This window comes from Belnapia rosea (assembly GCF_900101615.1).
GTDB lineage: Bacteria > Pseudomonadota > Alphaproteobacteria > Acetobacterales > Acetobacteraceae > Belnapia > Belnapia rosea.
Genome location: NZ_FMZX01000016.1, coordinates 44741 through 66571, shown reverse-complemented (window position 1 = coordinate 66571; position 21831 = coordinate 44741). Strand labels below are relative to the sequence as shown.

17 protein-coding genes are annotated in these 21831 nt (G+C 72.8%); 3 read left to right on the top strand and 14 right to left on the bottom strand.

All coding sequences use genetic code 11. The features are described from left to right. Position 1 precedes the first annotated feature (1 nt). The 6 genes from allE to BLR02_RS20820 are packed head-to-tail and all read right to left on the bottom strand — an operon-like array spanning position 2 to position 7269. Positions 2–781: a (S)-ureidoglycine aminohydrolase gene (gene allE / locus BLR02_RS20845; RefSeq protein WP_090561411.1), complete on the bottom strand. Its 780-nt coding sequence runs from the start codon at positions 779–781 to the stop codon at positions 2–4. Between the two features lie 5 nt (positions 782–786). Then, a complete protein-coding gene (locus tag BLR02_RS20840) occupies positions 787–2406 on the bottom strand; it encodes an amidase (RefSeq protein WP_090664521.1) in 1620 nt (539 codons plus the stop codon). A 5-nt stretch (positions 2407–2411) separates the two neighbouring features. After that, positions 2412–4031, bottom strand: coding sequence for an amidase (locus BLR02_RS20835; protein ID WP_090664548.1), 1620 nt, complete (start codon positions 4029–4031; stop codon positions 2412–2414). Next, positions 4028–5443, bottom strand: a complete 1416-nt coding sequence (locus tag BLR02_RS20830) for an amidase (RefSeq protein WP_090664520.1) — start codon at positions 5441–5443, stop codon at positions 4028–4030. The genes BLR02_RS20835 and BLR02_RS20830 overlap by 4 nt, the downstream gene beginning before the upstream one ends. Continuing rightward, on the bottom strand, positions 5440–5634 hold the full coding sequence (locus BLR02_RS20825) for a hypothetical protein (RefSeq protein WP_143018224.1): 195 nt from the start codon (positions 5632–5634) through the stop codon (positions 5440–5442). The genes BLR02_RS20830 and BLR02_RS20825 overlap by 4 nt, the downstream gene beginning before the upstream one ends. 15 nt (positions 5635–5649) lie before the next feature. Beyond that, entirely contained in the window at positions 5650–7269 is a 1620-nt protein-coding gene (locus BLR02_RS20820; RefSeq protein ID WP_090561421.1) for an ABC transporter substrate-binding protein, read from the bottom strand. 191 nt (positions 7270–7460) lie between these two features. On the opposite strand from BLR02_RS20820, the gene BLR02_RS20815 reads away from it, so the two are divergent. After that, positions 7461–9128 carry an L-lactate permease gene (locus BLR02_RS20815; protein WP_090664518.1) on the top strand — a complete coding sequence of 556 codons (1668 nt, stop codon included), beginning with the start codon at positions 7461–7463 and terminating at the stop codon, positions 9126–9128. Between the two features lie 41 nt (positions 9129–9169). On the opposite strand, the gene BLR02_RS20810 is transcribed toward BLR02_RS20815, so the two are convergent. Together BLR02_RS20810 and BLR02_RS20805 are read right to left on the bottom strand one after the other, a co-directional pair. Then, on the bottom strand, positions 9170–11044 hold the full coding sequence (locus tag BLR02_RS20810) for a PAS domain S-box protein (RefSeq protein ID WP_090561424.1): 1875 nt from the start codon (positions 11042–11044) through the stop codon (positions 9170–9172). 117 nt (positions 11045–11161) lie between these two features. Next, entirely contained in the window at positions 11162–12940 is a 1779-nt protein-coding gene (locus BLR02_RS20805; protein ID WP_090561425.1) for a thiamine pyrophosphate-binding protein, read from the bottom strand. A gap of 151 nt (positions 12941–13091) precedes the next feature. Between BLR02_RS20805 and BLR02_RS20800 the strand changes: the two genes are divergently transcribed. Both BLR02_RS20800 and BLR02_RS20795 read left to right on the top strand, forming a co-directional pair. After that, positions 13092–13790, top strand: a complete 699-nt coding sequence (locus BLR02_RS20800) for an isochorismatase family protein (protein ID WP_090664517.1) — start codon at positions 13092–13094, stop codon at positions 13788–13790. After that, positions 13787–14785, top strand: coding sequence for an asparaginase (locus tag BLR02_RS20795; RefSeq protein ID WP_090664516.1), 999 nt, complete (start codon positions 13787–13789; stop codon positions 14783–14785). Before BLR02_RS20800 ends, BLR02_RS20795 begins: the two co-directional genes overlap by 4 nt. On the opposite strand, the gene BLR02_RS30915 is transcribed toward BLR02_RS20795, so the two are convergent. The 6 genes from BLR02_RS30915 to BLR02_RS20765 all read right to left on the bottom strand — a co-directional run bounded on the left by BLR02_RS30915 (position 14782) and on the right by BLR02_RS20765 (position 21821). Beyond that, positions 14782–17811 carry an AAA family ATPase gene (locus BLR02_RS30915; protein WP_176849716.1) on the bottom strand — a complete coding sequence of 1010 codons (3030 nt, stop codon included), beginning with the start codon at positions 17809–17811 and terminating at the stop codon, positions 14782–14784. The genes BLR02_RS20795 and BLR02_RS30915 overlap by 4 nt on opposite strands. A gap of 4 nt (positions 17812–17815) precedes the next feature. Continuing rightward, positions 17816–18964, bottom strand: coding sequence for an exonuclease SbcCD subunit D (locus BLR02_RS20785; RefSeq protein WP_090664514.1), 1149 nt, complete (start codon positions 18962–18964; stop codon positions 17816–17818). A gap of 95 nt (positions 18965–19059) precedes the next feature. Next, the gene (locus BLR02_RS20780; RefSeq protein ID WP_176849715.1) at positions 19060–19500 is read right to left on the bottom strand and encodes a response regulator; all 441 of its coding nucleotides are present in this window, start codon (positions 19498–19500) and stop codon (positions 19060–19062) included. 158 nt (positions 19501–19658) lie between these two features. Then, positions 19659–20747, bottom strand: coding sequence for a M48 family metalloprotease (locus BLR02_RS20775; RefSeq protein ID WP_090664512.1), 1089 nt, complete (start codon positions 20745–20747; stop codon positions 19659–19661). A 15-nt stretch (positions 20748–20762) separates the two neighbouring features. Then, positions 20763–21323, bottom strand: a complete 561-nt coding sequence (locus BLR02_RS20770; RefSeq protein WP_090561437.1) for a LemA family protein — start codon at positions 21321–21323, stop codon at positions 20763–20765. Between the two features lie 18 nt (positions 21324–21341). After that, positions 21342–21821 (bottom strand): RNA pyrophosphohydrolase, encoded by a 480-nt coding sequence (locus tag BLR02_RS20765; protein ID WP_090561439.1) that lies wholly within the window; start codon positions 21819–21821, stop codon positions 21342–21344. Positions 21822–21831: the final 10 nt, after the last annotated feature.

Below are 21831 nucleotides of genomic sequence, written 5' to 3'. Positions count from 1 at the left end.
GCTAGAATACGACCTCTCGGTTGACGTCCTTGTAGAGGAGATAGGCAGCCCCGCCCCAGCCGGTGCAGTAGAACTGCTGCGGCACGAAGGAGCCCATCCACACGAAATCGCCCTCCCAAATTTCGTGCCAGTCGCGGTCGAGGAGCTGAAGCCCCTGGCCTTCGAGCATGACCAGGCCATGCTCGAAGATATGGGTCTCGACGCAGTGGAAATGCGTGCCGCGGTCGAAGCCCATGATGTTCATCTCGAAGTCCATGGACATGTCGAGCGTGCCGAGCAGGTATTGCCGCCAGCGGCCGCTGTCATCGACGCGGGTGACCGGCGTGGTGTCGCGCGAGCCGAAGCGCGGCTCGGGCGGGGCGACGCCCTCGGCGGGGACATAGGGGCGGGTGATCCAGACGGCCCTGGTCAGCTCCGTTCCGCCATTGCGCAGGCTCCAGGTGGCGCCGGCCGGGATATAGGCGAAGCCGCCTGCCTCCAGCGTGGTGCTGCTGCTGTCGGCGGCAACGTCGAGCGTGCCGGCGAGGATGTAGAGGAAGTGCTCCAGCCCGTCCTGGCGCGGCGCGGTGGTGCCGCCGCCGGGCTCGGCCTCGAGCCTCCCTTGCGCGAAGCGGGCGCCCATCACCGGGCTCGTCTGGTAGAAGACGGCGGCCTTGGTCAGCCAGGGCAGGACGCTCGGGAACATCCCCTCCGGCGGCAGCACGGCGTAGTTCCGGGTGACGAGGCTGCGGTTGTGGCCGATGACGCCCGGTGGCACTGGGGGCGGGACGGGGGCTGGCATGGGTCTCAGATGGCTCCGAAGCGGAAGATGCTCGCCGGCTCCTCGGTGAAGGAACGGGGCCGGCGCAGCCGGCCGGCCATCTGTTCCACATAGGGAGCGGCCGCGCAAAGCAGTTCGAACTGCCGCTCGTTCAGGCTGAGGCCGGCGCGGCGGGCGATCAGCGCGATCCGGTCGCGCTCGGCCTGGCCGATCCCGGCCGGGGTCGGGTCCGGCACCGGGGGCAGGGGCGGCGGGGTGGCGCCGGGGGTGAGCGCGGGGCGGCGGTCGCGCCAGGGTGTCGCCCGCTCATAGGCATGGCCGATCCGCAGCACCTTGGCGTCGTCGAAGGGGCGGCCGACCACCTGCATGGCGAGCGGCAGGCCCTCCGGCGTGAAGCCGATGCATTGCGCGAGCGCCGGGCCGCCGCCGACGTTGAACGGCGTGGTCAGCGAGCCCTTCTGCCAGAAATGGATGGTGCGCCAGCTCTCTAAGCGCGGGGCGGGGCCGGGGCCGGCCGTGACCAGCGCGTCGTAGCGGGCGTAGAGCGGGGCGAATTCCGCGAGTATGACGCGGCGCTCGCGCTGCGCCTGCATGTAATCTTCTGCGCGGATGAGGATGGCGGCGAGGGACCGGCCCAGGAAATCCTCGCCGAACTCGCCCGGCCGCTCGCGCAGCCCCTGCTCGTGGACGGCGTAGAGCTCGCTCTCGGCGGTCAGCACCTTCACTGCGTAGTAGTCGGCGGCGGGGCGGATGGTGACATCCTCCAGCACGGCGCCGAGGCCGCGCAACACCTCGAGCGCCGCCTCCATCGCCTCGCGGGCCGGGGCGGGGATGGGCACGTCGCGCTCATAGAGATCCCGCAGCACGCCGATGCGGAGGCCGCGGATGTCGCCGGTCAGCGCCGCCCGGTAGTCGGGCACGGGGCGGTCGGCGCTGGCGGGGTCGAGCGGGTCATGCCCGGCGAGCGCGCCGAGCATCAGCGCGCAATCCTCGACGGTCCAGGCCATGGGGCCGGCATGGTCGTAGCTGAAGGAGTTGGTCCAGACGCCGCGGCGGCTGAGCAGACCATAGGTCGGCTTCAGGCCGGCGATGCCGCAGAGCGCGGCCGGGTTGCGGATGGAGCCGCCGGTATCCGACCCCATCGCCCCGAGGGCGAGCCCGGCCGCGACCGCGGCGCCGGAGCCGGAGGAGGAGCCGCCGGTGACATGCGCGGTGTTCCACGGGTTGCGCGCCGGCGGCCAGGGCAGGTCGAAGCTCGGCCCGCCATGGGCGAATTCATGCGTCGCCAGCTTGCCGAGCAGCACGCCGCCACCTTCGTGGAGCCTGGCGACGGTATGCGCGTCCTCGGCCGGGACATGGTCGATGGCGCTGCGGGAATGGCCGGTGGTCGGGATGCCGGCGGTGGAGAAGATGTCCTTCAGCGCGAAGGGGATGCCGTGCATCGGCCCGCGATACCGGCCGGCGGCGATCTCCGCCTCCGCCGCGCGGGCCTGGCGCAGGGCGAGCTCGGGCGTCGGGCGGATATAGGCGTTGAGCTGCGGGTCGAGCGCCTCGATCCGCGCGAGCAGCGCCTCGGTCAGCTCGACCGGGGAGAGGTCGCGCGTGGCGATGCGGCGGGCGGCCTCGGCGATGGTCAGCGGCGGCATCGCGCTTACTCCAGGAAGGTGCTGTTGGCCGGCTCGGCGCCGAAGGGCAGGCTGCGCGGCAGGGCGGCGATCATGGCGTCGAGATGCGGCATGGCCTCGGCGAGTTGGGCGAACTGCGCCGCGTCGGGGGCGATGGCGGCATGCCCGGCCAGAGCGGCGATGGTGGCGGCCCAATCCGCCTCGGGCGGCGGGGCGGCCTGGCTGACGGGGTATTCGGGCGGCGCTTCGGCGGGGATGACGGGGCGGCGGGCGCGCCAGGGCGTCGCGGCCTCATAGGCCTGGCCGATGCGGAGCAGCAGCGCCTCGGCGAAGGGGCGCGTCGCGAATTGCAGGGACAGGGGCAACCCGCCCGGCCCGAAGCCGCAGCAGAGGGCGAGGCAGGGCAGCTGGGCGACGTTCCACGGGTTGGTCAGCGGCGGTGCGGCGAAATTGGCCTCCGCCCGCATCTCCGTCATCACCGGCGCCTCGCCCCAGGTGGTGGCGGTGAGCAGGGCATCGACCTCGCCGAGCGCGGCCCGCATCTCCGCGGCAAGCAGGCGCTGGAAGCGCTGGGCCTGAACGTAGTCGGGGCCGGTGATGAGGGCGCCGGGCAGGATGCGGTAGCGGAAGACCTCGCCATAGTCCCCTGGCTGGCTGCGGAGCCAGTCGGCATGGATGGCGAAGCTCTCGGCGGCGCCGGTGACGCGCATGGTGGCCTGGTAGGCGGCGAGGGGGTGGAGCGTCACCTCCCGCACCTCGGCGCCGAGGCTGCGCAGGACCTCCACGGCGGCGTCCATGGCGGTGATAGTGGGGTCGCTGGCGCGGCGGTCCGCCTCGTACCAGTGGCGGACGAGGCCGATCCTCATCCCCTTGATGCCGGCATGCAGATCGGCACGGTAGTCCGGCACCGGGAGATCGGCGCTGGCCGGGTCGCGCGGGTCATGCCCGGCGATGGCCTGGAGCAGGATGGCGCAATCCTCGACCGTCCAGGCCAGCGGGCCGGCATTGTCGAGGGTATAGGAGAGCGGCAGCACGCCGCGCTTGCTGACGCGGCCATAGCTGGGCTTGAGCCCGGCCGTGCCGCAGAAGGCGGCGGGCAGGCGGATGGAGCCGCCGGTATCCGACCCCATGGCCCCCGGCGCGAGGCCCGCCGCCACGGCCACGCCGGAGCCGGAGGAGGAGCCGCCGGGGAAGCGCGTCAGGTCCCAGGGGTTGCGGGCGGGCGGGAAGGGCAGGTCCCAGGAGGGGCCGCCGGTGGCGAATTCATGCGTCGCCAGCTTGCCGAGGGGGACGGCGCCGGCGGCCTTCAGGCGCGCGGTCGCCTCGGCATCCTCGGCGGCGATGTTGCCGACGCAGCGGGCGGAATGGCCGGTGGTCGGCAGGCCCGCGCTGTCGAAGATGTCCTTCAGCGCGAAGGGGATGCCGTGCAGCGGGCCGCGTGGGCCACCCTGCATGATCTCGGCCTCGGCCTGGCGGGCGGCGGCGAGCGCGGCCTCGGGTGTCGCGCGGATGTAGCTGCGGAGTACCCCGTCATGCGCGGCGATGCGGGCGAGATAGGCCTCGGTGAGCTCCACGGGCGAGAGGGCGCGCCTGGCGATGCGGCGGGCGGCCTCGGCGATCGTCAGGAAGCAGGGCTCGTCCGTCATGCGTAGGCCTCCGGCGGCCGGCGCATGTGCCATTCCGTCGCCTGCTCGAAGGCATGGCCGATGCGCAGCACCTCGGCCTCGGCGAAGGCGCGGCCGGTGATCTGCAGCGAGAGCGGCAGGCCGTTGGCGGCGAAGCCGGCGGGCAGGCAGAGCGCCGGGTGGCCGGTGACGTTGAAGGCGGCGGTGATGGGCTGGGCGCGGCGCCAGGGGCCGTCATCGGACTCGGCCGCGAGGGGCGCGGCGCCATGGGCAGGGGCGGAGAGGATGGCATCCACCTCGCCGAAGAGCGCATCCACCTCCCGCGTCAGGGCGTGGCGGAGGCGCTGGGCCTGGACGTAGTGCGGCCCGGTGACGAAGGCGCCGAGCATGATGCGCTCCCGCGTCGTGCGGCCATAGGCCTCGGGACGGGTGCGGAGATCCTGCTGGTGGATGGCGAAGCTCTCGGCATGGATGATGGTCCAGGCCGCGGCCTCGAAGCGGCGGATCGGCGGCAGCGTGACCTCGACCACCTCGGCGCCGAGGCCGCGCAGCACCTCGACCGCCGCATCCGTCGCCGCCTGCATCCCGGCATCGATGCCGCCCTCGATGCCATAGGCGCGGGCATAGCCGAGGCGAAGGCCGCGGACGCCGTCGCGGAGATGGCCGAGGTAGTCATCGACCGGGACATCGGCGGAGCCAGGGTCGGCCGGGTCGTGGCCGGCGAGCACCCCCATCGCCAGGGCGCAATCCTCGACGCTGCGGGTCAGCGGGCCGGTATGGTCCATGCCGAAGGAGAGTGGCACCACGCCACGACGGCTGAGGCGGCCATAGGTCGGCTTCAGCCCGACGCAGCCGGAGAAGGCGGCGGGCAGGCGAATGGAGCCGCCGGTATCGGACCCCATGGCCAGCGCCATCATGCCCGCCGAGACGCCGGCACCGGAGCCGGAGGAGGAGCCGCCGGCGAAATGCGCCGGGTTCCACGGGTTCTTGGCGCGCGGGAAGGGCAGGTCCTCGTCGCGGACGCCGCCGCGGGCGAATTCATGCGTCGCCAGCTTGCCGAGCAGCACCATGCCGGCGGCTTCCAGCCTGGCGGCGGCGTCGCTGTCCTCGACCGGGGCGTTGCGGCCGATCAGCACGCGGGAATGCGCCGTCGTCGGCAGGCCGGCGACGTCGTAGATGTCCTTCAGCGCATAGGGGATGCCGTGCAGCGGGCCGCGCCGGCGGCCGGCCTTGATCTCCGCCTCCGCCGTGGCCGCCGCGGCGCGGGCGCGCTCCGCGGTCAGGGTGATGAAGACGTCGAGCGCCGGGTCGAGCGCGGCGATGCGGGCCAGCGCCTGCTCGCACAGGGCAATGGGCGAGAGGGTGCCGGCGGCGATGCCGGCCGAGGCCTCGGCGAGGCCCGGGACCGGGGGAGGAGCCACGGGCGCGGTCATCGGCGCGGGCTCGGGGCGAGGCGCGGCGCGGCCGCCGGTTCCTCCGCATAGGGCATCGGCTCGTCGAGGATCTCGACGAGGGCGCGGTAGGAGCGGTAGGCGTCGAGCATGACGGGGTAGCGGTCCTCCGGCAGGGTGATGCCGGCGACGCGCAGGGCCGACTGGAAGTCGAGCTCCATCTCTTCGGGCAAGGGCATTCTCCTTGTTCAGGACAGGCTGATCGGCGTCAGGTCCTGCGACCAGTTGCGGGCCTGGACGAAGCCCCTTACGCGACGGCTCATGGCGCGCGGGTTGAGGTCATGGGCGACGAAGAGGAACAGCGCCTCGTCCACCACCCGCGTATGGATGCGGGCGAGGATGCGGTCCTGCTCGGCCGGGTCCATCGCCTCGTAGGCGGCCTTGAACATCGGCTCCAGCACCGGGTCGTTGAGGTTGCCCCAGTTGCCGCCGACGGGCGCGGCCATGTCGGCCTTCATGATCCGCATGAAGCCGCTGAACGGGTCGCCCGCGCCATAGGAGACGTTGATGGCGGCGACGCCGCGCTGGGCCGACTTGGCCGCGCCCTCCCGCCGGGTGACGAGCAGCGAATTCCACTCCACCACCTCGAAATCGACCTCGATGCCGACATCCTTGAGGTTCTGCTGCACCACCTCGTTCATCGCCAGCGGCTGCATCTGGCCGGAGCCGCCGGCGGAGATGGCGACCTTCGTCCGCAGCGGGTTGCGCGGGCCGAAGCCGGCCTCGGCGAGCAGGGCGCGGGCCTTGTCGGGCGCGTAGTCGAGCTTGAAGGAGGGTGTGCCGTACCAGGGGCTGTCCGGCGTGACGATGCCCGCGCCCTCCAGCATGGTGCCGCCGAGCATCGCCTTCATGCCCGCGCGGTCGATGGCGAGGTTGGCCGCCTTCCGCACCCGGACATCGCGCCAGGGCGAGCCCTCCAGCATGGAGAAGTGCCAGGTCCAATTGTGGGGATACTCGTTCACCACCGTCTGGAAGCCGGCGGCGCGCAGCGAGGCGAGGGCATCGGGCGGCGGCGCCTCGATGAAATCGACCTGGCCGCTGCGCAGCGCGGCGACGCGGGTATTCGCATCCGGCAGCGGCAGCAGCACCAGGCGCTCGCAGCGCGGGATGCGCGCCGCCTCCCAATGGTCGGCGTTGCGGACAAGCACGGCGCGCTCGCGGATGGCGAAGCTCTCGAGCTTCCAGGGACCGGTGCCGACGGGGCGGTTGAGATAGGCATCCCAGGACCTGCCCGCCGCTTCCCAGGCGCCCTTGTGGGTGATGCCGATATAGACGGTGCCATAGGGCACGGTGCTGTCGGGGTAGATGGTTTCCAGCCAGAAGCGGTCCGGCCCCTCGGCGCCCCAATCCGCCAGTGTCGGCATGCGGAGCTGCACCTGCGCATTGGCGCGGCTGTCGAACCAGGGCGCGTCGCGGCGGAAGGCGCGGTCGAAGCTGAAGGCCACGTCCTCGGCGGTGAGGGTCTTGCCGTCATGGAAGCGCACGCCCTGGCGGATCTCGAACCACCAGCGCTTCGGGTTCGCCGGATCGACCTGCCAGGCCGTGGCAAGGCCGGGCTTGAGGCCGCTCGGCCGGTCGGCCTGGGTCAGGTCCCATTCGACGAGGAAGTTGTAGAGCGTGATGCCCATGAAGCGCTGGCCTTCGCCGCCCTGGTCCGGGCACCCGTTCGAGAGCGGGATGGCGGCGAGCGTCATGCCGACGCGCAGCGTGCCGCCCTGGGCGGGAGCCTGCGCGCGCGCGGGATCCCAGAGGGGCAACGCGGCGGCGGCGCCGAGCAGGGACCGACGGGTAATGGTGGTGGTGCGCATGCCGAGGCCTCCGATGGGCCGTGCGGCGTCTTCTCTCCCGAGTGGGATGGATCGTGGCAGCCGGTGCGCGGGCGCGTCAACCCATGGGGAGGTGCTGTTGCAGGTGGGAAAGGGCTGGTCCATTCATGCCGGCGGTGGCTGTCCCTCGCCGCACCTCGTCACGAACCGAGACCAATACGGAAAGTTTCCGAATGACCTGGACCCAGGTTTACGATCCCTTGGGCAGCATCGCCCTGTCTACTGTCGTTGCCGCACTGCCCGTCGTCGTCATGCTGGTGGCGCTCGCCTTCCTGCGCATCGCGGCGCATTGGGCGGCGATCATCGCCCTCGTCGTCGCCGTGCTCTGCGCCAGCCTCGTCTTCGGCATGCCGGGCGGGATGGCGCTGCGTGCCGCGGGCCTTGGCATCCTCTCCGGCCTGTTCCCCATCGGCTGGATCGTGCTGAACATCATCTTCCTCTATCGACTGACCGTGGCGAATGGCAGCTTCGCCATCCTGCAGAAAGCCATTGCGGGAGTGACGCCGGACCGGCGGCTGCAATTGCTGCTGATCGCCTTCGCCTTCGGCGCCTTCTTCGAGGGCGCGGCGGGCTTCGGCACACCGGTCGCGGTGACGGCGGCGATCCTGATCGGCCTCGGCTTCTCGCCGCTGGCAGCCTCGGGCCTGTCGCTCATCGCCAATACGGCGCCGGTCGCCTTCGGCGCGCTCGGCTCGCCGATCATCGCGCTTTCGGCCGTCACCGGGCTCGACCTCTATGACCTCTCGGCGATGATCGGGCGGCAGCTGCCCTTCTTCAGCCTGATCGTGCCCTTCTGGCTGATCTGGGCCTTCGCCGGTTTCCGGGCGATGCGGGACGTGTGGCCCGCCATCCTCGTCACCGGCGTCAGCTTCGCCATCCCGCAATTCCTGGTCAGCAATTATGTCGGCCCGATGCTGGTGGACGTGATCTCGGCGCTGGTCTGCATGGGCTGCCTCGTCGGCTTCCTGCGCGTCTGGCAGCCGCGCGAGATCTGGACCAGCCCCGGCCTGCGCGGCCGGGACCCGAGCGCGGGGACGGCGCCGGCCGTGCCGCCGATGGCGGTGGGCGTGCTCGACCGCGCCGCGCTGGTGCGGGCCTGGATGCCCTGGCTGATCCTCACCGTCTTCGTCTTCGCCTGGGGCCTGCCCGGCGTGCGCGCGACGCTGAACGGCATCTTCACCACCAGCTTCCCGATCGAGGGGCTGCACAATGCGGTGGTGAAGGCGCCGCCGGTGGTGGAGCGGGCGACGCCCGAGGCGGCGGTCTGGGCCTTCAACATCCTGTCGATGACGGGCACGGGCATCCTGCTCTCGGCCATCGTCGCCGGGCTGCTGATGCGCTTCTCGCCCTTCGCCCTGATCGCCGAGTATGGGCGGACGATCTGGAAGGTGCGGCTCAGCCTTGTCACCATCGGCGCCATGCTCGGCCTCGGGACGCTGACACGCTATTCGGGACTGGATGCGACGATGGGCCTCGCCTTCGCCTCGACCGGTTTCCTCTTCCCGCTCTTCGGGACGCTGCTGGGCTGGCTCGGGGTGGCGCTGACCGGTTCGGACACCGCCTCCAACGTGCTGTTCGGCGGGCTGCAGAAGATCACCGCGCAGCAGCTCGGCCTCTCGCCGGTGCTGATGGCGGCGGCCAATTCATCGGGCGGCGTGATGGGCAAGATGATCGATGCACAGAGCATCGTCGTCGCCTCCACCGCGACCAACTGGTTCGGGCAGGAGGGGACGATCCTGCGCTTCGTCTTCTTCCACTCCATCGTCCTGGCGGTGCTGGTCGGCCTGCTGGTGATGCTGCAGGCCTATGTCTGGCCCTTCACCGCGATGGTGGTGGGGTAGGGCGGGGCGCCGGGGGCCGGACGGCCCCCGGCGATCGCGCCTCAACCGCCGCGGCGGAGAGGCACCTCGACCTCGCAGATCAGGCCGCTCCTCTCCCAGTGCAGCGTCACGCCGCCGCCGAGCTGGTTGCGGACAGTGCCTTCGAGCACGCGGGAGCCGAAGCCGCGCCTCCTGGGCGTCCCGATGACGGGTGGCCCGCCCGCCTCCGACCAGCGCAGCCGCAGCACGCCGGGGCTGATCCCGGTCAGCGACCAGGCGACGGCGATCCGCCCCTCCGGCACCGAGAGGGCACCGTGCTTCAGCGCGTTGGTCGCCAGCTCATGCACCGCCATGGCCATCGGTTGCGCCATGGCGGCCGGCAGGAACACCTCCGGCCCGCTGAGATCCGCCCGCTGGCCGACGAGGAATGGCGCCAGCTCCCCGAGGAGGACGATGCGCAGATCGGCGCCGTGCCAGCGCTGGTCGGCCAGCAGGGTCTGGGCGCGCGCCAATGCGGCCACGCGGCCCTCGATGGCCCTCACGAGGGACGGCATGTCGTCGGCCCGCGTCAGCCGCAGCACGGTCTGCACCACCGCGAGCGCGTTCTTCGCCCGGTGGTCCACCTCGCGCATCAGCAGCCGCTGACGCTCCTCGGAGGCCCGCCGCTCGGTCACGTCCTGGCCGATCTTGATGAAGCCCTGCAGGGCTCCATCCGGCCCGCGCAACGCCCGCGTGCTTCCCTCGATGACGATGCGGGCGCCGTCCTTGCGCATGTACCAGCGCGCATTGGGCGTCACGCCGTCCCGCCGGGCGACCTCGGCCTCCGTCTCGGGCACGCCCTGCTCCCGGTCTTCGGGGGTGAAGAGGATGGCGCTCGGTTGTCCGATCGCCTCCTCCGCGCTCCAGCCGAAGACGCGGGCCGCGCCGGGGAACCAGGCATCGATCCGGTCCTCGGCATCGGTGGTGAAGATGGCGTAGTCATGCGTGTTCTCGACGATCAGGCGGAACCGCTCCTCGCTCCGGCGCTGCGCCGCCTTGGCCCGGATCTGCGCGGTGACGTCCTCGACCCGGTGGATGATGAAGACGATCTCGCCGTCGTGGCCCAGGACCGGGGAATTGACAGGAGCCCACCAGCGTTCCTCGAAGCCGCCGCCCAGCTCGGCCGGCCGACGGATCGGGTAGCGCTGGACCGGCATCACATCGGTGCCGCGCGTGGCGATCACCCGCTCGAAGGAGGCGCGGAGATTGGCGACGCCGCTCCGGTCGGGATCGACTGGATCGTCCGGAAAGGCGTCGAAGACCATCCGGCCCAGCAGCGTCGCCCGGTCGGTCATGGTGGCGCGGAGATAGGCGTCGTTCGCGGCCACGATCTGCAGGTCGGGCGGGGCGACGACCAGGAAGGGCGCCGGCGCGGCCTCGAACAGGGCGCGGAAATCCGAGGACAGGCCGCTGGCGGCGACCATCCCGCCCAGGCGCCGCTCGCTCTCCTCCCGTGCCGCCCTGGCCTTCATCCGGGCCGTCGTCTCGACGATCGTGACGAGCACGCCGGCGATGGCGCCCGCCTCGTCGCGGAGCGGGCTGTAGATGGGGCGGAACCAGGCCTCCCCGGAGGACCCATGGCGCGCGATCGGGTCGAGCCTGTCCTCGAAGGTCAGGGTCTCGCCGTGCCGCACCCGACGGAAGATCGGCTCGTTGATGTGCCAGATCTCGGGCCAGCAGTCGCGGTTGGGCTGGCCGAGGCCGGCCGGGTGCTTGTCGCCCATCAGGACGCGGTAGCCGTCGTTGTAGATCTGGACCAGATCCTCGCCCCAGAGCGCGACCATGGGGATGCTGTGCGCGAGCAGGATCTCCACCGTCGTCCGAAGGGATTGCGGCCAGGCTTCGGCGGGGCCGAGCGGCGTTGCCGACCAGTCCCGCGCCTGGATGAGGGTGCGCATCTCCCTCGGTGCGGCTGGAAGGCCGATGCGGGGCTCAGCCACGGGACCATTCCTGGCGCATTGTCATGGGGAAGGGGGGCATCGTGGGCCGGGAAGGGTCAGTGGTTCGCCGCGGGGCTACGGCTTGGGGACGAGGGCGGCCTGTTCGCCCATCATGGAGCGCGAGGGCTCGCGTTCCAGCGCCTGCTCGATGGCACCGGCATCCTTGGTTCCCTCCTTCAGCGCCTTCCCGAGATGCTTGGCGTAGGCCTCGGAGACGACGGCCGGGAGGAGCGGCTCGTTCGGGTCGACGATGGCCTGGATGATGACCGGGCCTTCCGCCGCCATCGCCTGGTCCAGCACGGCGCCGAGCTGCGCCGGGTCCTCCACCGTGAAGCCGCGGCCACCCATGGCCTCGGCCGCGCGGGCGAAGTCGATCACCGGCACCTCGCAGCCGAATTCCGGGTGGCCGAGGAAGAGGATCTGCTCCCACTTGATCTGGCCGAGCGAGCCGTTGCGCAGCACCAGGAGCTTGAGCGGCAGCTTCATGGCAACGGCGGTGGCGAACTCGCCGAGCTGCATCGACAGCCCGCCATCGCCGATGACGCCGAAGATCGGCCGGCCGGGGAAGGCGCAGCCGGCGGCCACCGCATAGGGGATGGCGCAGGCCATGGAGGCGAGCAGGCCGGAGACGCCGAAATCATGCCCCGGGCCGAGCCGCATGTGCCGCGCGACAAGGCCGGTATGGTGGCCGCTGTCGGAGACCACCACCGCATCCGCCGGCAGCCGCGCGCCGAAGGCGGCGACGGGGGCGGAGGGGTTCATCGGCAGGCGCGGGCTCTCCTCGGCGGCGCGCAGCGTCTCATACCAGCGCCGGGTCTCGGCCTGGGCGCGCTCGAGGAAACCGCGATCCTCCTTGCGGCGGAGCCGGGCGTTCAGCATCTCGAGCGCCGCCCTGGCATCGCCGACGAGGCCGGCCTCGGCTGCCTGGCGGAGGCCGATGCGCTGCGGGTCGCGGTCGATCTGGACGATCCGCGCCTGGCCGGGCTTCGGGTAGTACTCGACATAGGGGAAGGTGGAGCCGACGATCAGCAGCGCGTCGCATTCCGCCATCACGGCATGGGTGCCGAAGGTGCCGTAGTAGCCGATGCCGCCGGTGGTGTAGGGATGGTCGTCCGGCAGCACCGCCTTGCCGAGCAGCGCCTTCGCCACCGGGGCGCCGAGCAGCTGCGCCGTCTGCTCCAGCTCCGCCTTCGCATCGAGGGCGCCGCGGCCGGCGAGGATCGCCACGCGCCGGGCACCGTTCAGGATCTCGGCCGCCTTCTCCACCTCGGCCGGGTCGGGCAGGCGGAGGCCGTCCTGCCACCGCGTGCCGGCGGTCTGGGCGGAGCCGCGGGGCGAGGCCTCGTCCTCCGACTCCTCCTGCGTGTCGGTCGCCAGCGCCAGATGGGCGACGCCGCGGCGGGCCAGCGCGGTGCGGCAGGCGAGGCTCGTCACCGCCTCCGCCTGGGCGGCGCCCATAATGCGGGTGTTGTAGACCGCGACATCGGCGAAGACGCGGTCGAGCGGGACGTCCTGTTGGGTGAAGGTATCGGCCAGGTCGTGATAGGGCAGGCCGGTCAGCGCCACCACCGGCGCGAGGTCGAGCTTCGCGTCATAGAGGCCGTTCAGCAAATGGAGGCCGCCGGGGCCGGTGGTAGCGAAGCAGCAGCCGATCCTGCCGGTCCACTTGGCATAGGCGGCGGCCATGAAGGCGGCGCTCTCCTCGTGCCGGACGGCGACGAAGCGGATGCGGTCCTGGCGGGTGCGGAGCGCCTCCACCACGCCGTTGATGCCGTCCCCGGCCAGGCCGAAGATGGTATCGACGCCCCAGGCGTGCAGCGTATCGATGACGATCTCGCTGGCGTTGCGTGGCATTGGCGGCCCTTTCCTTGCTCCGCGCCGAACGTGGGCGGGCGGGGCCGGGTTGCCGAGTATCCGGCCCGGGCCTAGTCTCGGCCACCGGCCGGAGAGCCGGCACCAGGGAACCGCGCAGCGCAGGCCAGGCCCATTCGTGCAGAGGTTCGGCATGCATCCCTTCACCATCCCGGAGGCCGTCGCGGCCCGCGTCGCCGGACGCTGCGGCACGCCCCATCCCTTCGCCCGGCTCGATGCGCGCCGCACCGCCCTGGTGGTGATCGACATGCAGAACGGCTTCATGCGGGCCGATCTCGCTCATGCGCTCTGCCCGATGGCGGAGCATGTGGTGCCGGCGATCAACCGCCTGGCCGGGGCGCTGCGCCGGGCCGGCGGCGCGGTCTACTGGATCCAGAACACCTTCGACGAGCGCTGCGAGACGGAATGGTCCGTCATGCAGGAGATGGCGACGTCCGAGGCGCGTGCCCGCCGCGCCGCCTCGATGAGCGAGGGGATGCCGGGCCATGCGCTCTGGCCCGCGCTCGATGTGCGGATCTGCGACGAGGTGGTGCGGAAATACCGCTACAGCGCCTTCATCCAGGGCGGCTCCGACCTGCCGGAGCGGCTGCGCGCGCGCGGGCTCGACACGGTGCTGATCGCCGGCACCGTCACCAATTGCTGCTGCGAGAGCAGCGCGCGGGACGCGATGATGCTGAATTTCCGCACCGTGATGGTGAGCGACGGCTGCGCCGCCGTGACGGATGCGGAGCACAGCGCCTCCCTGCTCGGTTTCTACCTGCAATTCGGCGATGTGCTGACGGTCGATGAGTGCATCGCCGGCCTCGCCACGGAGGAGCGTGCGGCTGCATGAGCAAGAAGAAGATCGCCTTCATCGGCACGGGCGGAACGATCTCCTCGCTCGGCAACGGGCCGCTGGATACCGTCAACTACGGCGCCATGGGCAACATGCTCCAGGCGGATGGCATCCTCGACAAATTCCCCGATGTGCAGCGGGTGGCCGAGGTCTTCGCGGTGCCCTACCGCAACGTGCCCTCGCCGCAGATCGCCTGGACGGAGTGGCGGCAGCTCGTCCTGCTCTGCGACAAGGTGGTGAAGGAGGACCCCCAGGTCGCCGGCATCGTCATCGGCCATGGCACCGCCTCGCTGGAGGAGACGGCCTATTTCCTGTCGCTGACGCTGAAGGTGCCGGTTCCCGTGGTGGTGGTCGGCTCGCAGCGGCCGGCCTCGGCGCTCTCGACCGATGCCGGGCTGAACCTCGTCAATGCGGTGCGCGTCGCGGCCGACGAGGGCGCGCGCGGCCTCGGCGCGCTGGTGCTGCTGAATGACGAGATCCAGGCGGCGCGCGAGGTGACCAAGACCTCCACCGGGCGGATGCAGACCTTCCGCAGCCCGGATTTCGGCGTGCTCGGCCAGGCGGATGGCGACAAGGTGGTGTGGTACCGCCGGCCGCTGCGCCGGCTGGCGCCGGAGACCGAGTTCGACATCCGCGGGCTCGATGCGCTGCCGCGGGTCGATATCGCCTACAGCTATGCCGGCGCCGACGGCACGGCGGTGCGCGCCTTCACCGACGCCGGGGCGAAGGGGATCGTCGCCGCCGGCTTCGCGCCGGGCTTCGTCACGCCGGGCGATGCGGCGGCGCTGAAGGAGGCACGGGCGGCCGGCGTCGTCGTGCTGCAATCGACGCGGGCCGGCAGCGGCCGGGTCTTCCCGACGACGAAGCTGGCCGAGGCCGGCTTCATCCCGGCGGACAACCTCAACCCGCAGAAGGCGCGCATCCTGCTCGCGCTGGCGCTGACGGTCAGCAGCGAGCCGGCCGAGATCGAGCGGATCTTCGCCACCTACTAGCCGAGCCTGAAGGCCGCCATGGTGCCGCGGCGGCCGGGCGTCACTTCCAGCCGGGCGGGGATGCGTTCGCGCAGCTCCGCCACATGGCTGATGACGCCGACCAGCCGGTCGCCGGCCTGCAGCCCCTCCAGCACGCGGATGGCGGTGTCCAGCGTCTCGGCATCCAGCGTGCCGAAGCCCTCATCGATGAAGAGCGCATCCAGCTGGTGCCCGCCGGCATGGGCGGCCACCGTATCGGCGAGGCCGAGCGCCATGGCCAGGGAGGCGCAGAACCCCTCGCCGCCGGAGAGGGTGGCGGCCGGCCGCGCCTCGGCGTTCCAGCCATCCACTACCTCGATATCGAGGCCGGCGCGGGCGCGCAGCCGCTCCGGCTCCTCCCGCCGGCGCAGGCGGTAGCGGCCATCGAGCATGCCGGCGAGCCGGGCATTGGCGGCCGCCAAGGCCTCGTCCAGCAGGCCGGACAGCACAAAGCCCTCGAAGTCGAGGCCGGTGCCGCGGCCCTCGGCCAGGTCGGCGAGGTCCTGGCGCAGCGCTGCCTCGGCCTCGGCCTCGGCAAGGGCGGCATCGGCGGCCTCGATCTCGGCGAGCAGGCGGTCATGCTCCTCGACCGCGCGCTGGGCGAGGGTGGCTTGCTGCAGGGCCATGGTGGCGGCGGCCTCGGCCGCCTCCCGCGCGGCGGCGAGGCCGGCAAGGTCGGGCGGGGCGAGTCCGGCGGCGGCCTGGGCGGTGGCCTCGGCCCGGCTCGTGGCGGCGGCCTGGGCGCGGTCGAAACCGGCGATGGCAGCGGCCAGTGCCTCCTGCGCGGCGGCGTCCAGGCGGGCGGCGCGGGCGGCCTCGGCATCGGCGAAGCCGGCGGCGGCGCAGGCACTGGCGAGCCGGGCGGTGGCATCCGCCGCTGCCGCCTCGGCAAGGCGGGCGGCGCGCTCCGCCTCGGCATGGCGCTCGGCCTGGGCGCGGGCAGCCTCGGCGGCGGCGGCGCCTTCCTCGCGGGCGGCCCGCAGCGCGTTGGCGAGGCTCGTGGCGCGGGCAGCGGCCGCGGCGGCCTGGGTGCGCAGGCTGGCGGCGTCCGGGGCCTCGGCGGGCAGCCGGCGCTGGCGCTCCTCTTGGAGGGCATCGGCGGCGGCCAGGGCACCGGCGGCGGCGATGGCGCCCTCCCTTGCCGTGACGAGGCGGGCCTCGGCGGCGGTGACGGCGGCCATGGCCTCGGTGGCGGCGCGGGCAAGGGCGGGCAGGCGGGTGGCGGCGGCCTCGGCCGCGGCAAGGGCGGATTGCTCGGCCTGCAGCGCGGCGGCCAGGCCCTCGCGCGGCGCGGTGCCGAGGCGGGCGAGCGCGGCGGATTGCTGCTCGGTGGCGATGGCCAGCGCGGTGGCGGCGCGGGCGGCGGCACGGCGGGCTTCCTCCAGCCGGGCCTCGGCGGCGCGGGCGGCGGTGTCGAGGGCATCGAGGTCGGGCAGGGCCTCGCCGGCAGGCGGATGGGCGGGGGCGGGATGATGCGGGCTGCCGCAGACCGGGCAGGGCGCGCCATCCGCGAGCAGCAGGGCGAAGCGGGCGGCATGGTCGGCGGCGATGCGGGCGGCGGCGGCCTCGCGCTCCGCCCGGGCGCCGCGGAACTCAGCGAGGGCGCGGACCTCGGCGGCGGTGGCGGCCTCGCCGGTGGCGCGGGCGCGGTGCAGGGACGCCTCGGCCGCTTCCAGCGCGCGGGCGGCGTCGAGCCGGACGGCGGCGGCGTCGCGGGCAAGGCGGTGGCGCTCCGCCTGGTCGGCACCCGCCTGGGCGGTGGCGCGAGCAGCCTCGGTGGCGGCTGCGCCCCCGCGCGCGGCCTCCAGCGCCGTGGTGGCGGTGGCGAGGGCGGCCGTGGCCCGCCCCGCGGCGGCTCGGGCGGTGGCGGCGTCGCGGGCAGCGGCCTCGGCCTCGGCGACGAGGGCGACGAGGCCCTGCAACCGCTCCGCCTCGGTCGCGGCAGCGCGGGCGGCGGCCTCCTGGGCGGGAGCCTCGGCCAGGGCGGCCTCGGCGCGGGCAAGGCGGTCGCGGGCCTGCTCCGCGCGGATGGCGGCGGCGGCGGCCCCGCTGCGCTGGGTGGTGGCGGAGCCGGCGGCGGCCTCGGCCTCGGCGAGCGGCAGGCCGAGCCGGTCGGCGCGGCGGGCAGCGTCCAGCCGGGTGCGGTCGGCCTGGATGGCGGGCGCGCGGGCGGCGAGCCCGGCCAGCGCCTCGGCCGCCCTCTGCGCTTCGGCGAGGCGGCGGGCGGCGTCCTGGCCGGCGGCCTCGGCGGCGCGGGCGGCGATGGCCCGGGCGGCGGCGGCCTCGCGCGCCGCCTCGGCCGCCCCCTGGGCCTCGCGCAGCGCGGCGCGGGCGGCCAGCGCGGCCTCCGGGGTGTCCGCCCCGGCGCGGCGCAGCAGGCCGGCGCGGGCGCCGACCGCTTCGCGCAGCGCGCCCTTCGCCGCATTGGCCGCCTGGGACAATTCCTTCTGGATCCGCGCATAGAGGGCGGTGCGGAACAGGGTCTGCAGGATGGATTGCCGGTCGGCGGGCTTCGCCACCAGCAGCTCGCGGAAGCGGCCCTGGGGCAGCAGCACCGTCTGGCGGAACTCGGCCGCGCTGAGGCCGAGCAACTCGCGGATGCGCGCCTCGACCTCGCTCTCGCGCTCGACCGGCGGGGCGTCGGTGTCGAGGGCCTGGAGCGAGACCTTCATCCGCTCCTTCGTCGTGCCCTCGCCGCGGCGCTTGGGCCGCTCCCATTCCGGGCTGCGGGCGATGCGCCAGCGGCGGCCGGCCTGGAGGAATTCCAGCGCCACCTCGGTCGGCGCATCGGGCGGGGCGTGGCGGCTGCGGAGATGGCCGGGCAGCCGCTCCTCCCCGCTGCTCTCGCCGAACAGGGCGAAGCAGAGGGCGTCCAGCAGGCTGGTCTTCCCCGCCCCGGTCGGCCCGGCGATGAGGAAGAGGCGATGCGGCCCGAGCGCGGCGAAGTCGATCTCCTGCCGCGCGGCATAGGGGCCGAAATGAGTGACGGTCAGGCGGAGCGGGCGCATGGCGTCAGTGGCCGGCGATCTCGGCGGCCTCGATGGCGGCGACGAGGACGGGCCGCGCCGCCTCCGGCAGCGGGGTGCCGCGCAGCTCGGCATGGAAGCGGCCGAAGAGGTCGAGCGGCCGCGCCACGCGCTCCGCCGCGCTGGCGCCGCCGAGGCTGCCCGTGCCGGTGCGCTCGGCGGCATAGCGGAGGCCGACGATGCGGGGGAAGATCTCGGCGAGGCGGCGCTGGGCCTCGGGCACCGGCGTCGGGTCGGTCAGCACCAGGGCAACATAGTCCTCGCGCGCCGGGCCTTCGGTCTCGCGCAGCGTGGCGAAGCGGCCGGTCAGCACGCGGAGGCCGCGGCGCGGGGTGAGCGGGATCTCCTCGATGCGCAGCGCGCCCTGGGGCCCGAGTTCGACGAGGGTGACCGACTTGGCGTGGTCGGCCTCCTCCACGCTGTAGGGAAAGGGGGAGCCGCTGTAGCGCAGCCTGCCGCCGAGCAGGTTCTGCGGCCGGTGGAGATGGCCGAGCGCGACATAGTCGAAGCCGGCGAAGCGGTCGGCGCCGATGGCGCCGCTGCCGCCGACCGAGAGGGCGCGCTCGCTGAGCGGGCTCTCGGCGCCGCCGGCGACGAAGGCATGGGCCACCAGCACGCGCGGCCCCTCGGCCGGGCACAGCGCATGCAGGCAGGGGGCGAGGGCGGCGAAGGCGCCGTCATGGTCGGCGAAGCTGGCATGGGCGAGGCTCGGCTCCCGCGCCAGGGCCAGCGGCGTCGCGTAGCCGCAGGCGACGATGGTGGCGCCGTCGCCGGCCCGGCCCGCGACCGGGATGGCCTCGCCGCAGGGCGATTGCACAATGTGCAGGCGCGAGGCGGCCAGCAGCCGGGCGCCGAAGCCGACGCGGCGCGCCTCGTCATGGTTGCCCGGGATCATCACCACGGGGACGCCGAGGCCGAGCACCAGCCCGCTCAGCACCTCGTCCAGCAGTCGCACCGCCTCGGCCGGCGGCACGGCACGGTCGAAGATGTCGCCGGCCAGCAGGACCGCATCGGGGGCGGTGTCGCGCACGATGGCGGGGAGCTGCTCCGCCAGCAGGACGGCCTGGTCATCCTGCAGGGAATAGCCGCCGAGGCTGCGCCCGAGATGCCAGTCGGCCGTATGGAGGAATCGCATGCGACCGCACCATGCGCAGGCCGCGCGGCCGGGTGCAAGATCGCTCATCGGGGCGCCGGCAGGCCCCCGATGCGGCCATCAGCGGGTGCCAGGAGCTACCAGGCGCTGCCGTCGTTCGATGGTGCGGCCCGGGTCCGCCGCAGCTGCCGGCAGGCGCGGCTATGCGGATCGGCGAGCACCTCGGCGAGGCCGGCCAGGAGAGCCTCGGGAGCCACCGGCTTCTCGAGCCGTGTCGTCGGGCCACCGATGCCACGGAGATCGGCCTCCCGCGCGCTGGGGTGAAAGCCGGTGACGACCACGACGGGGAGGCCCGGCATAGTCTGGCGCAGGCTGCGGATCACGGCCTGTCCAGTCATGCCGCCGGACAGGTCGATGCCGGTGACGACCGCGGTCAGGCGGCTCACCGACTGCGCCAGCCTGAGCGCGGTCTCCCCGTTATTCGCCGTGAGGACCTCGTAGCCCGCCTCAAGGAGGGTGTCCTCCATGAGCATGGCGATGAAGGCCTCATCCTCGATGACGAGGATCCGGCGCGGCATGGTGAGGCCGGAGGCAGGGGAGGGAGGTGGCGATGCAACTGGGCCCGGCATCTCGTTCAGCCTTTCGGGGATGCGTACCCCGGCCTCTGCATGTCATTTTATGTATTAGTGGATGCTTAATGTTTCGGCGGTTTCGTCAACCACAGGGTGTTTTTAGGTTATGATTGCCGCCACCATGGGGACCCGGATGGCGGCGCGGCGCTGGGCATCGGGGCCTCCGGGGGCGAGTCCGGCACCAGGACGGAAACCGGGCCGCTATCCCGCCCACCGGCATAGCGGACCAGGGCGGCAATGCGCTCGTCGAGTGGTGGATGGGTGGCCAGCCAGGAGCGGCCGAGTGTCTCGCCGGAGCTTTCCAGCAGCATGGCCTGCACCTGGGAGGGCAGGCGCGGCAGCTCCGCCCGGGCGGCGACCTTGCGCAGCGCGGCGATCAGCGCATCAGGGTCCTGGGTGAGCTCCACGGCTCCGGCATCGGCGAGGAATTCGCGGTTGCGCGAGAGGGCGAAGCGCAGCGCCAGCGCCAGCGCCCAGGTCAGCAGCATGATGGCGAGCGCCAGCAGCACCAGCAGGATGGCGCCGCCGCCCTTGCCGTCGCCCTTCGAGGAGGAGCGGGAGGAGCCGCGGCTGCCCGTCGTGGTGGTGGCCTGGCCGAAGAGGCGGCCGGCGCGCACCATCAGCTCGCCGGGCAGGGAGATGACGCCGGCGAAGACGGCGGCGACCACCGCCAGCCTGGCATCGCCATTGCGGATATGGGTCAGCTCATGGGCCAGCACGGCCGTGAGCTCGCGGTCATCGAGCGCCTCGAGCAGGCCGCGCGTCACGGTGATGGCGCCGGTGGTGCGCGAGAGGCCGGAGGCGAAGGCATTGCGTGCCGGCTGCTCGATCACGGCGAGGCGCGGCATCCCGAGGCCGCGGCTGATGCAGAGCGTCTCGACCGCGTTCCACAGCCGCGGCTCCTCCGCCCGGGTCACCGGATGGGCGCCGCTCAGCAGGTCGAGGATGCGCTGGTTCCAGACCCAGGCGATGGCGAACCAGATCGCCGTCACCGCCAGGACCACGGGCAGGACGGCGGGGATGATATGCGCCGCGTCGCGCAGGCCCTGGCGGAAGGAGGGGGCCCCATCGGCCACGATCAGCAGGCCGAAGGCGAAGCAGATCAGCAGCAGCAGGAAGGGGAAGCCGGCCAGCAGCAGTGCCGTCTTCCAGCCATTGTTCCAGATCCAGGTCTTCAGCCCGAAGGCGCGCATGGCATGGGGGCCGCGCTAGAATTTCACCTGGGGAGGGGCGGCGATGGCGGCGCGCTCGCCCTCCGCCACCTCGAAGAAGCCGCGCGGCAGGAAGCCGAGCGCGCCGGCGAAGAGCACCGCCGGGATCTGCTGGATGGCGCTGTTGTACTCGGCGACGGCGTTGTTGAAGAAGCGCCGGGCGGCGGCGATCTTGTTCTCGACATCGCCCAGCTCCGACTGGAGCTGGAGGAAATTCTGGTTGGCCTTGAGGTCGGGATAGGCCTCCGACAGCGCCAGCAGCCGGCCGAGCGCGGCGCCCAGCGCGCCTTCCGCGGCGGCGGCCTGTTCCGGCCCCTGGGCGCCGAGCGCGGCGTTGCGGGCCTGCACCACGCCCTCGAGGGTGCCGCGCTCATGCCCGGCATAGCCCTTCACCGTCTCGACCAGGTTGGGGATGAGGTCGTGCCGCTGCTTCAGCTGCACATCGACATCCGACCAGGCCTGTCCGGTGGTCTGCCGCAGCGCGACCAGCCGGTTGTAGGTGACGACGAGCCAGAGCAGCAGGAGGACAACGACGCCGAGGAGGATCCAACCCGTCATGCTGCCTGCTCTCCCGCATCACCCGGCGTAGCGGGCGAAGTCGCGGGCGAGGATATCATAGATCTCGCGCTTGAACGAAACGGCGAGCGAAGGAAGTTCGGCCAGCGGCACCCAGCGCCAGGCATCGAATTCCGGGTGCGGGTCGAGGTCGAGGCGGATCTCCGCATCCTCGCCGAGGAAGCGCAGGGCATACCATTTCTGCCGCTGGCCGCGATACTTGCCGCCCAGCGCCCGGCCGAGCAGATGCGGCGGCAGGTCGTAGCTCAGCCAATCCGGATGCTCGGCGATGATCGCGGCGTTGCGGGTGCCGATCTCCTCCTCCATCTCGCGGAAGACGGCGATGGCGGGGTCCTCGCCGGGGTCCATCCCGCCCTGGGGCAGCTGCCAGCCGCCGGGCGCGCCCTCGGCATTCGGCAGGTCGGCGCGGCGGGCGACGAGCACGAGCCCGGCGCGGTTGAACAGCACCGCGCCGACATTGTCGCGGTAGGGCAGGTCCATGGTGCTTCCT

Excerpts from the sequence above, each read along its gene's own strand:
- allE (WP_090561411.1), bottom strand. The coding sequence starts at position 781 with ATGCCAGCCCCCGTCCCGCCCCCAGTGCCACCGGGCGTCATCGGCCAC.
- BLR02_RS20840 (WP_090664521.1), bottom strand. The coding sequence starts at position 2,406 with ATGCCGCCGCTGACCATCGCCGAGGCCGCCCGCCGCATCGCCACGCGC.
- BLR02_RS20835 (WP_090664548.1), bottom strand. The coding sequence starts at position 4,031 with ATGACGGACGAGCCCTGCTTCCTGACGATCGCCGAGGCCGCCCGCCGC.
- BLR02_RS20830 (WP_090664520.1), bottom strand. The coding sequence starts at position 5,443 with ATGACCGCGCCCGTGGCTCCTCCCCCGGTCCCGGGCCTCGCCGAGGCC.
- BLR02_RS20820 (WP_090561421.1), bottom strand. The coding sequence starts at position 7,269 with ATGCGCACCACCACCATTACCCGTCGGTCCCTGCTCGGCGCCGCCGCC.
- BLR02_RS20815 (WP_090664518.1), top strand. The coding sequence starts at position 7,461 with ATGACCTGGACCCAGGTTTACGATCCCTTGGGCAGCATCGCCCTGTCT.
- BLR02_RS20810 (WP_090561424.1), bottom strand. The coding sequence starts at position 11,044 with ATGCGCACCCTCATCCAGGCGCGGGACTGGTCGGCAACGCCGCTCGGC.
- BLR02_RS20805 (WP_090561425.1), bottom strand. The coding sequence starts at position 12,940 with ATGCCACGCAACGCCAGCGAGATCGTCATCGATACGCTGCACGCCTGG.
- BLR02_RS20800 (WP_090664517.1), top strand. The coding sequence starts at position 13,092 with ATGCATCCCTTCACCATCCCGGAGGCCGTCGCGGCCCGCGTCGCCGGA.
- BLR02_RS20795 (WP_090664516.1), top strand. The coding sequence starts at position 13,787 with ATGAGCAAGAAGAAGATCGCCTTCATCGGCACGGGCGGAACGATCTCC.
- BLR02_RS30915 (WP_176849716.1), bottom strand. The coding sequence starts at position 17,811 with ATGCGCCCGCTCCGCCTGACCGTCACTCATTTCGGCCCCTATGCCGCG.
- BLR02_RS20785 (WP_090664514.1), bottom strand. The coding sequence starts at position 18,964 with ATGCGATTCCTCCATACGGCCGACTGGCATCTCGGGCGCAGCCTCGGC.
- BLR02_RS20780 (WP_176849715.1), bottom strand. The coding sequence starts at position 19,500 with ATGCCGCGCCGGATCCTCGTCATCGAGGATGAGGCCTTCATCGCCATG.
- BLR02_RS20775 (WP_090664512.1), bottom strand. The coding sequence starts at position 20,747 with ATGCGCGCCTTCGGGCTGAAGACCTGGATCTGGAACAATGGCTGGAAG.
- BLR02_RS20770 (WP_090561437.1), bottom strand. The coding sequence starts at position 21,323 with ATGACGGGTTGGATCCTCCTCGGCGTCGTTGTCCTCCTGCTGCTCTGG.
- BLR02_RS20765 (WP_090561439.1), bottom strand. The coding sequence starts at position 21,821 with ATGGACCTGCCCTACCGCGACAATGTCGGCGCGGTGCTGTTCAACCGC.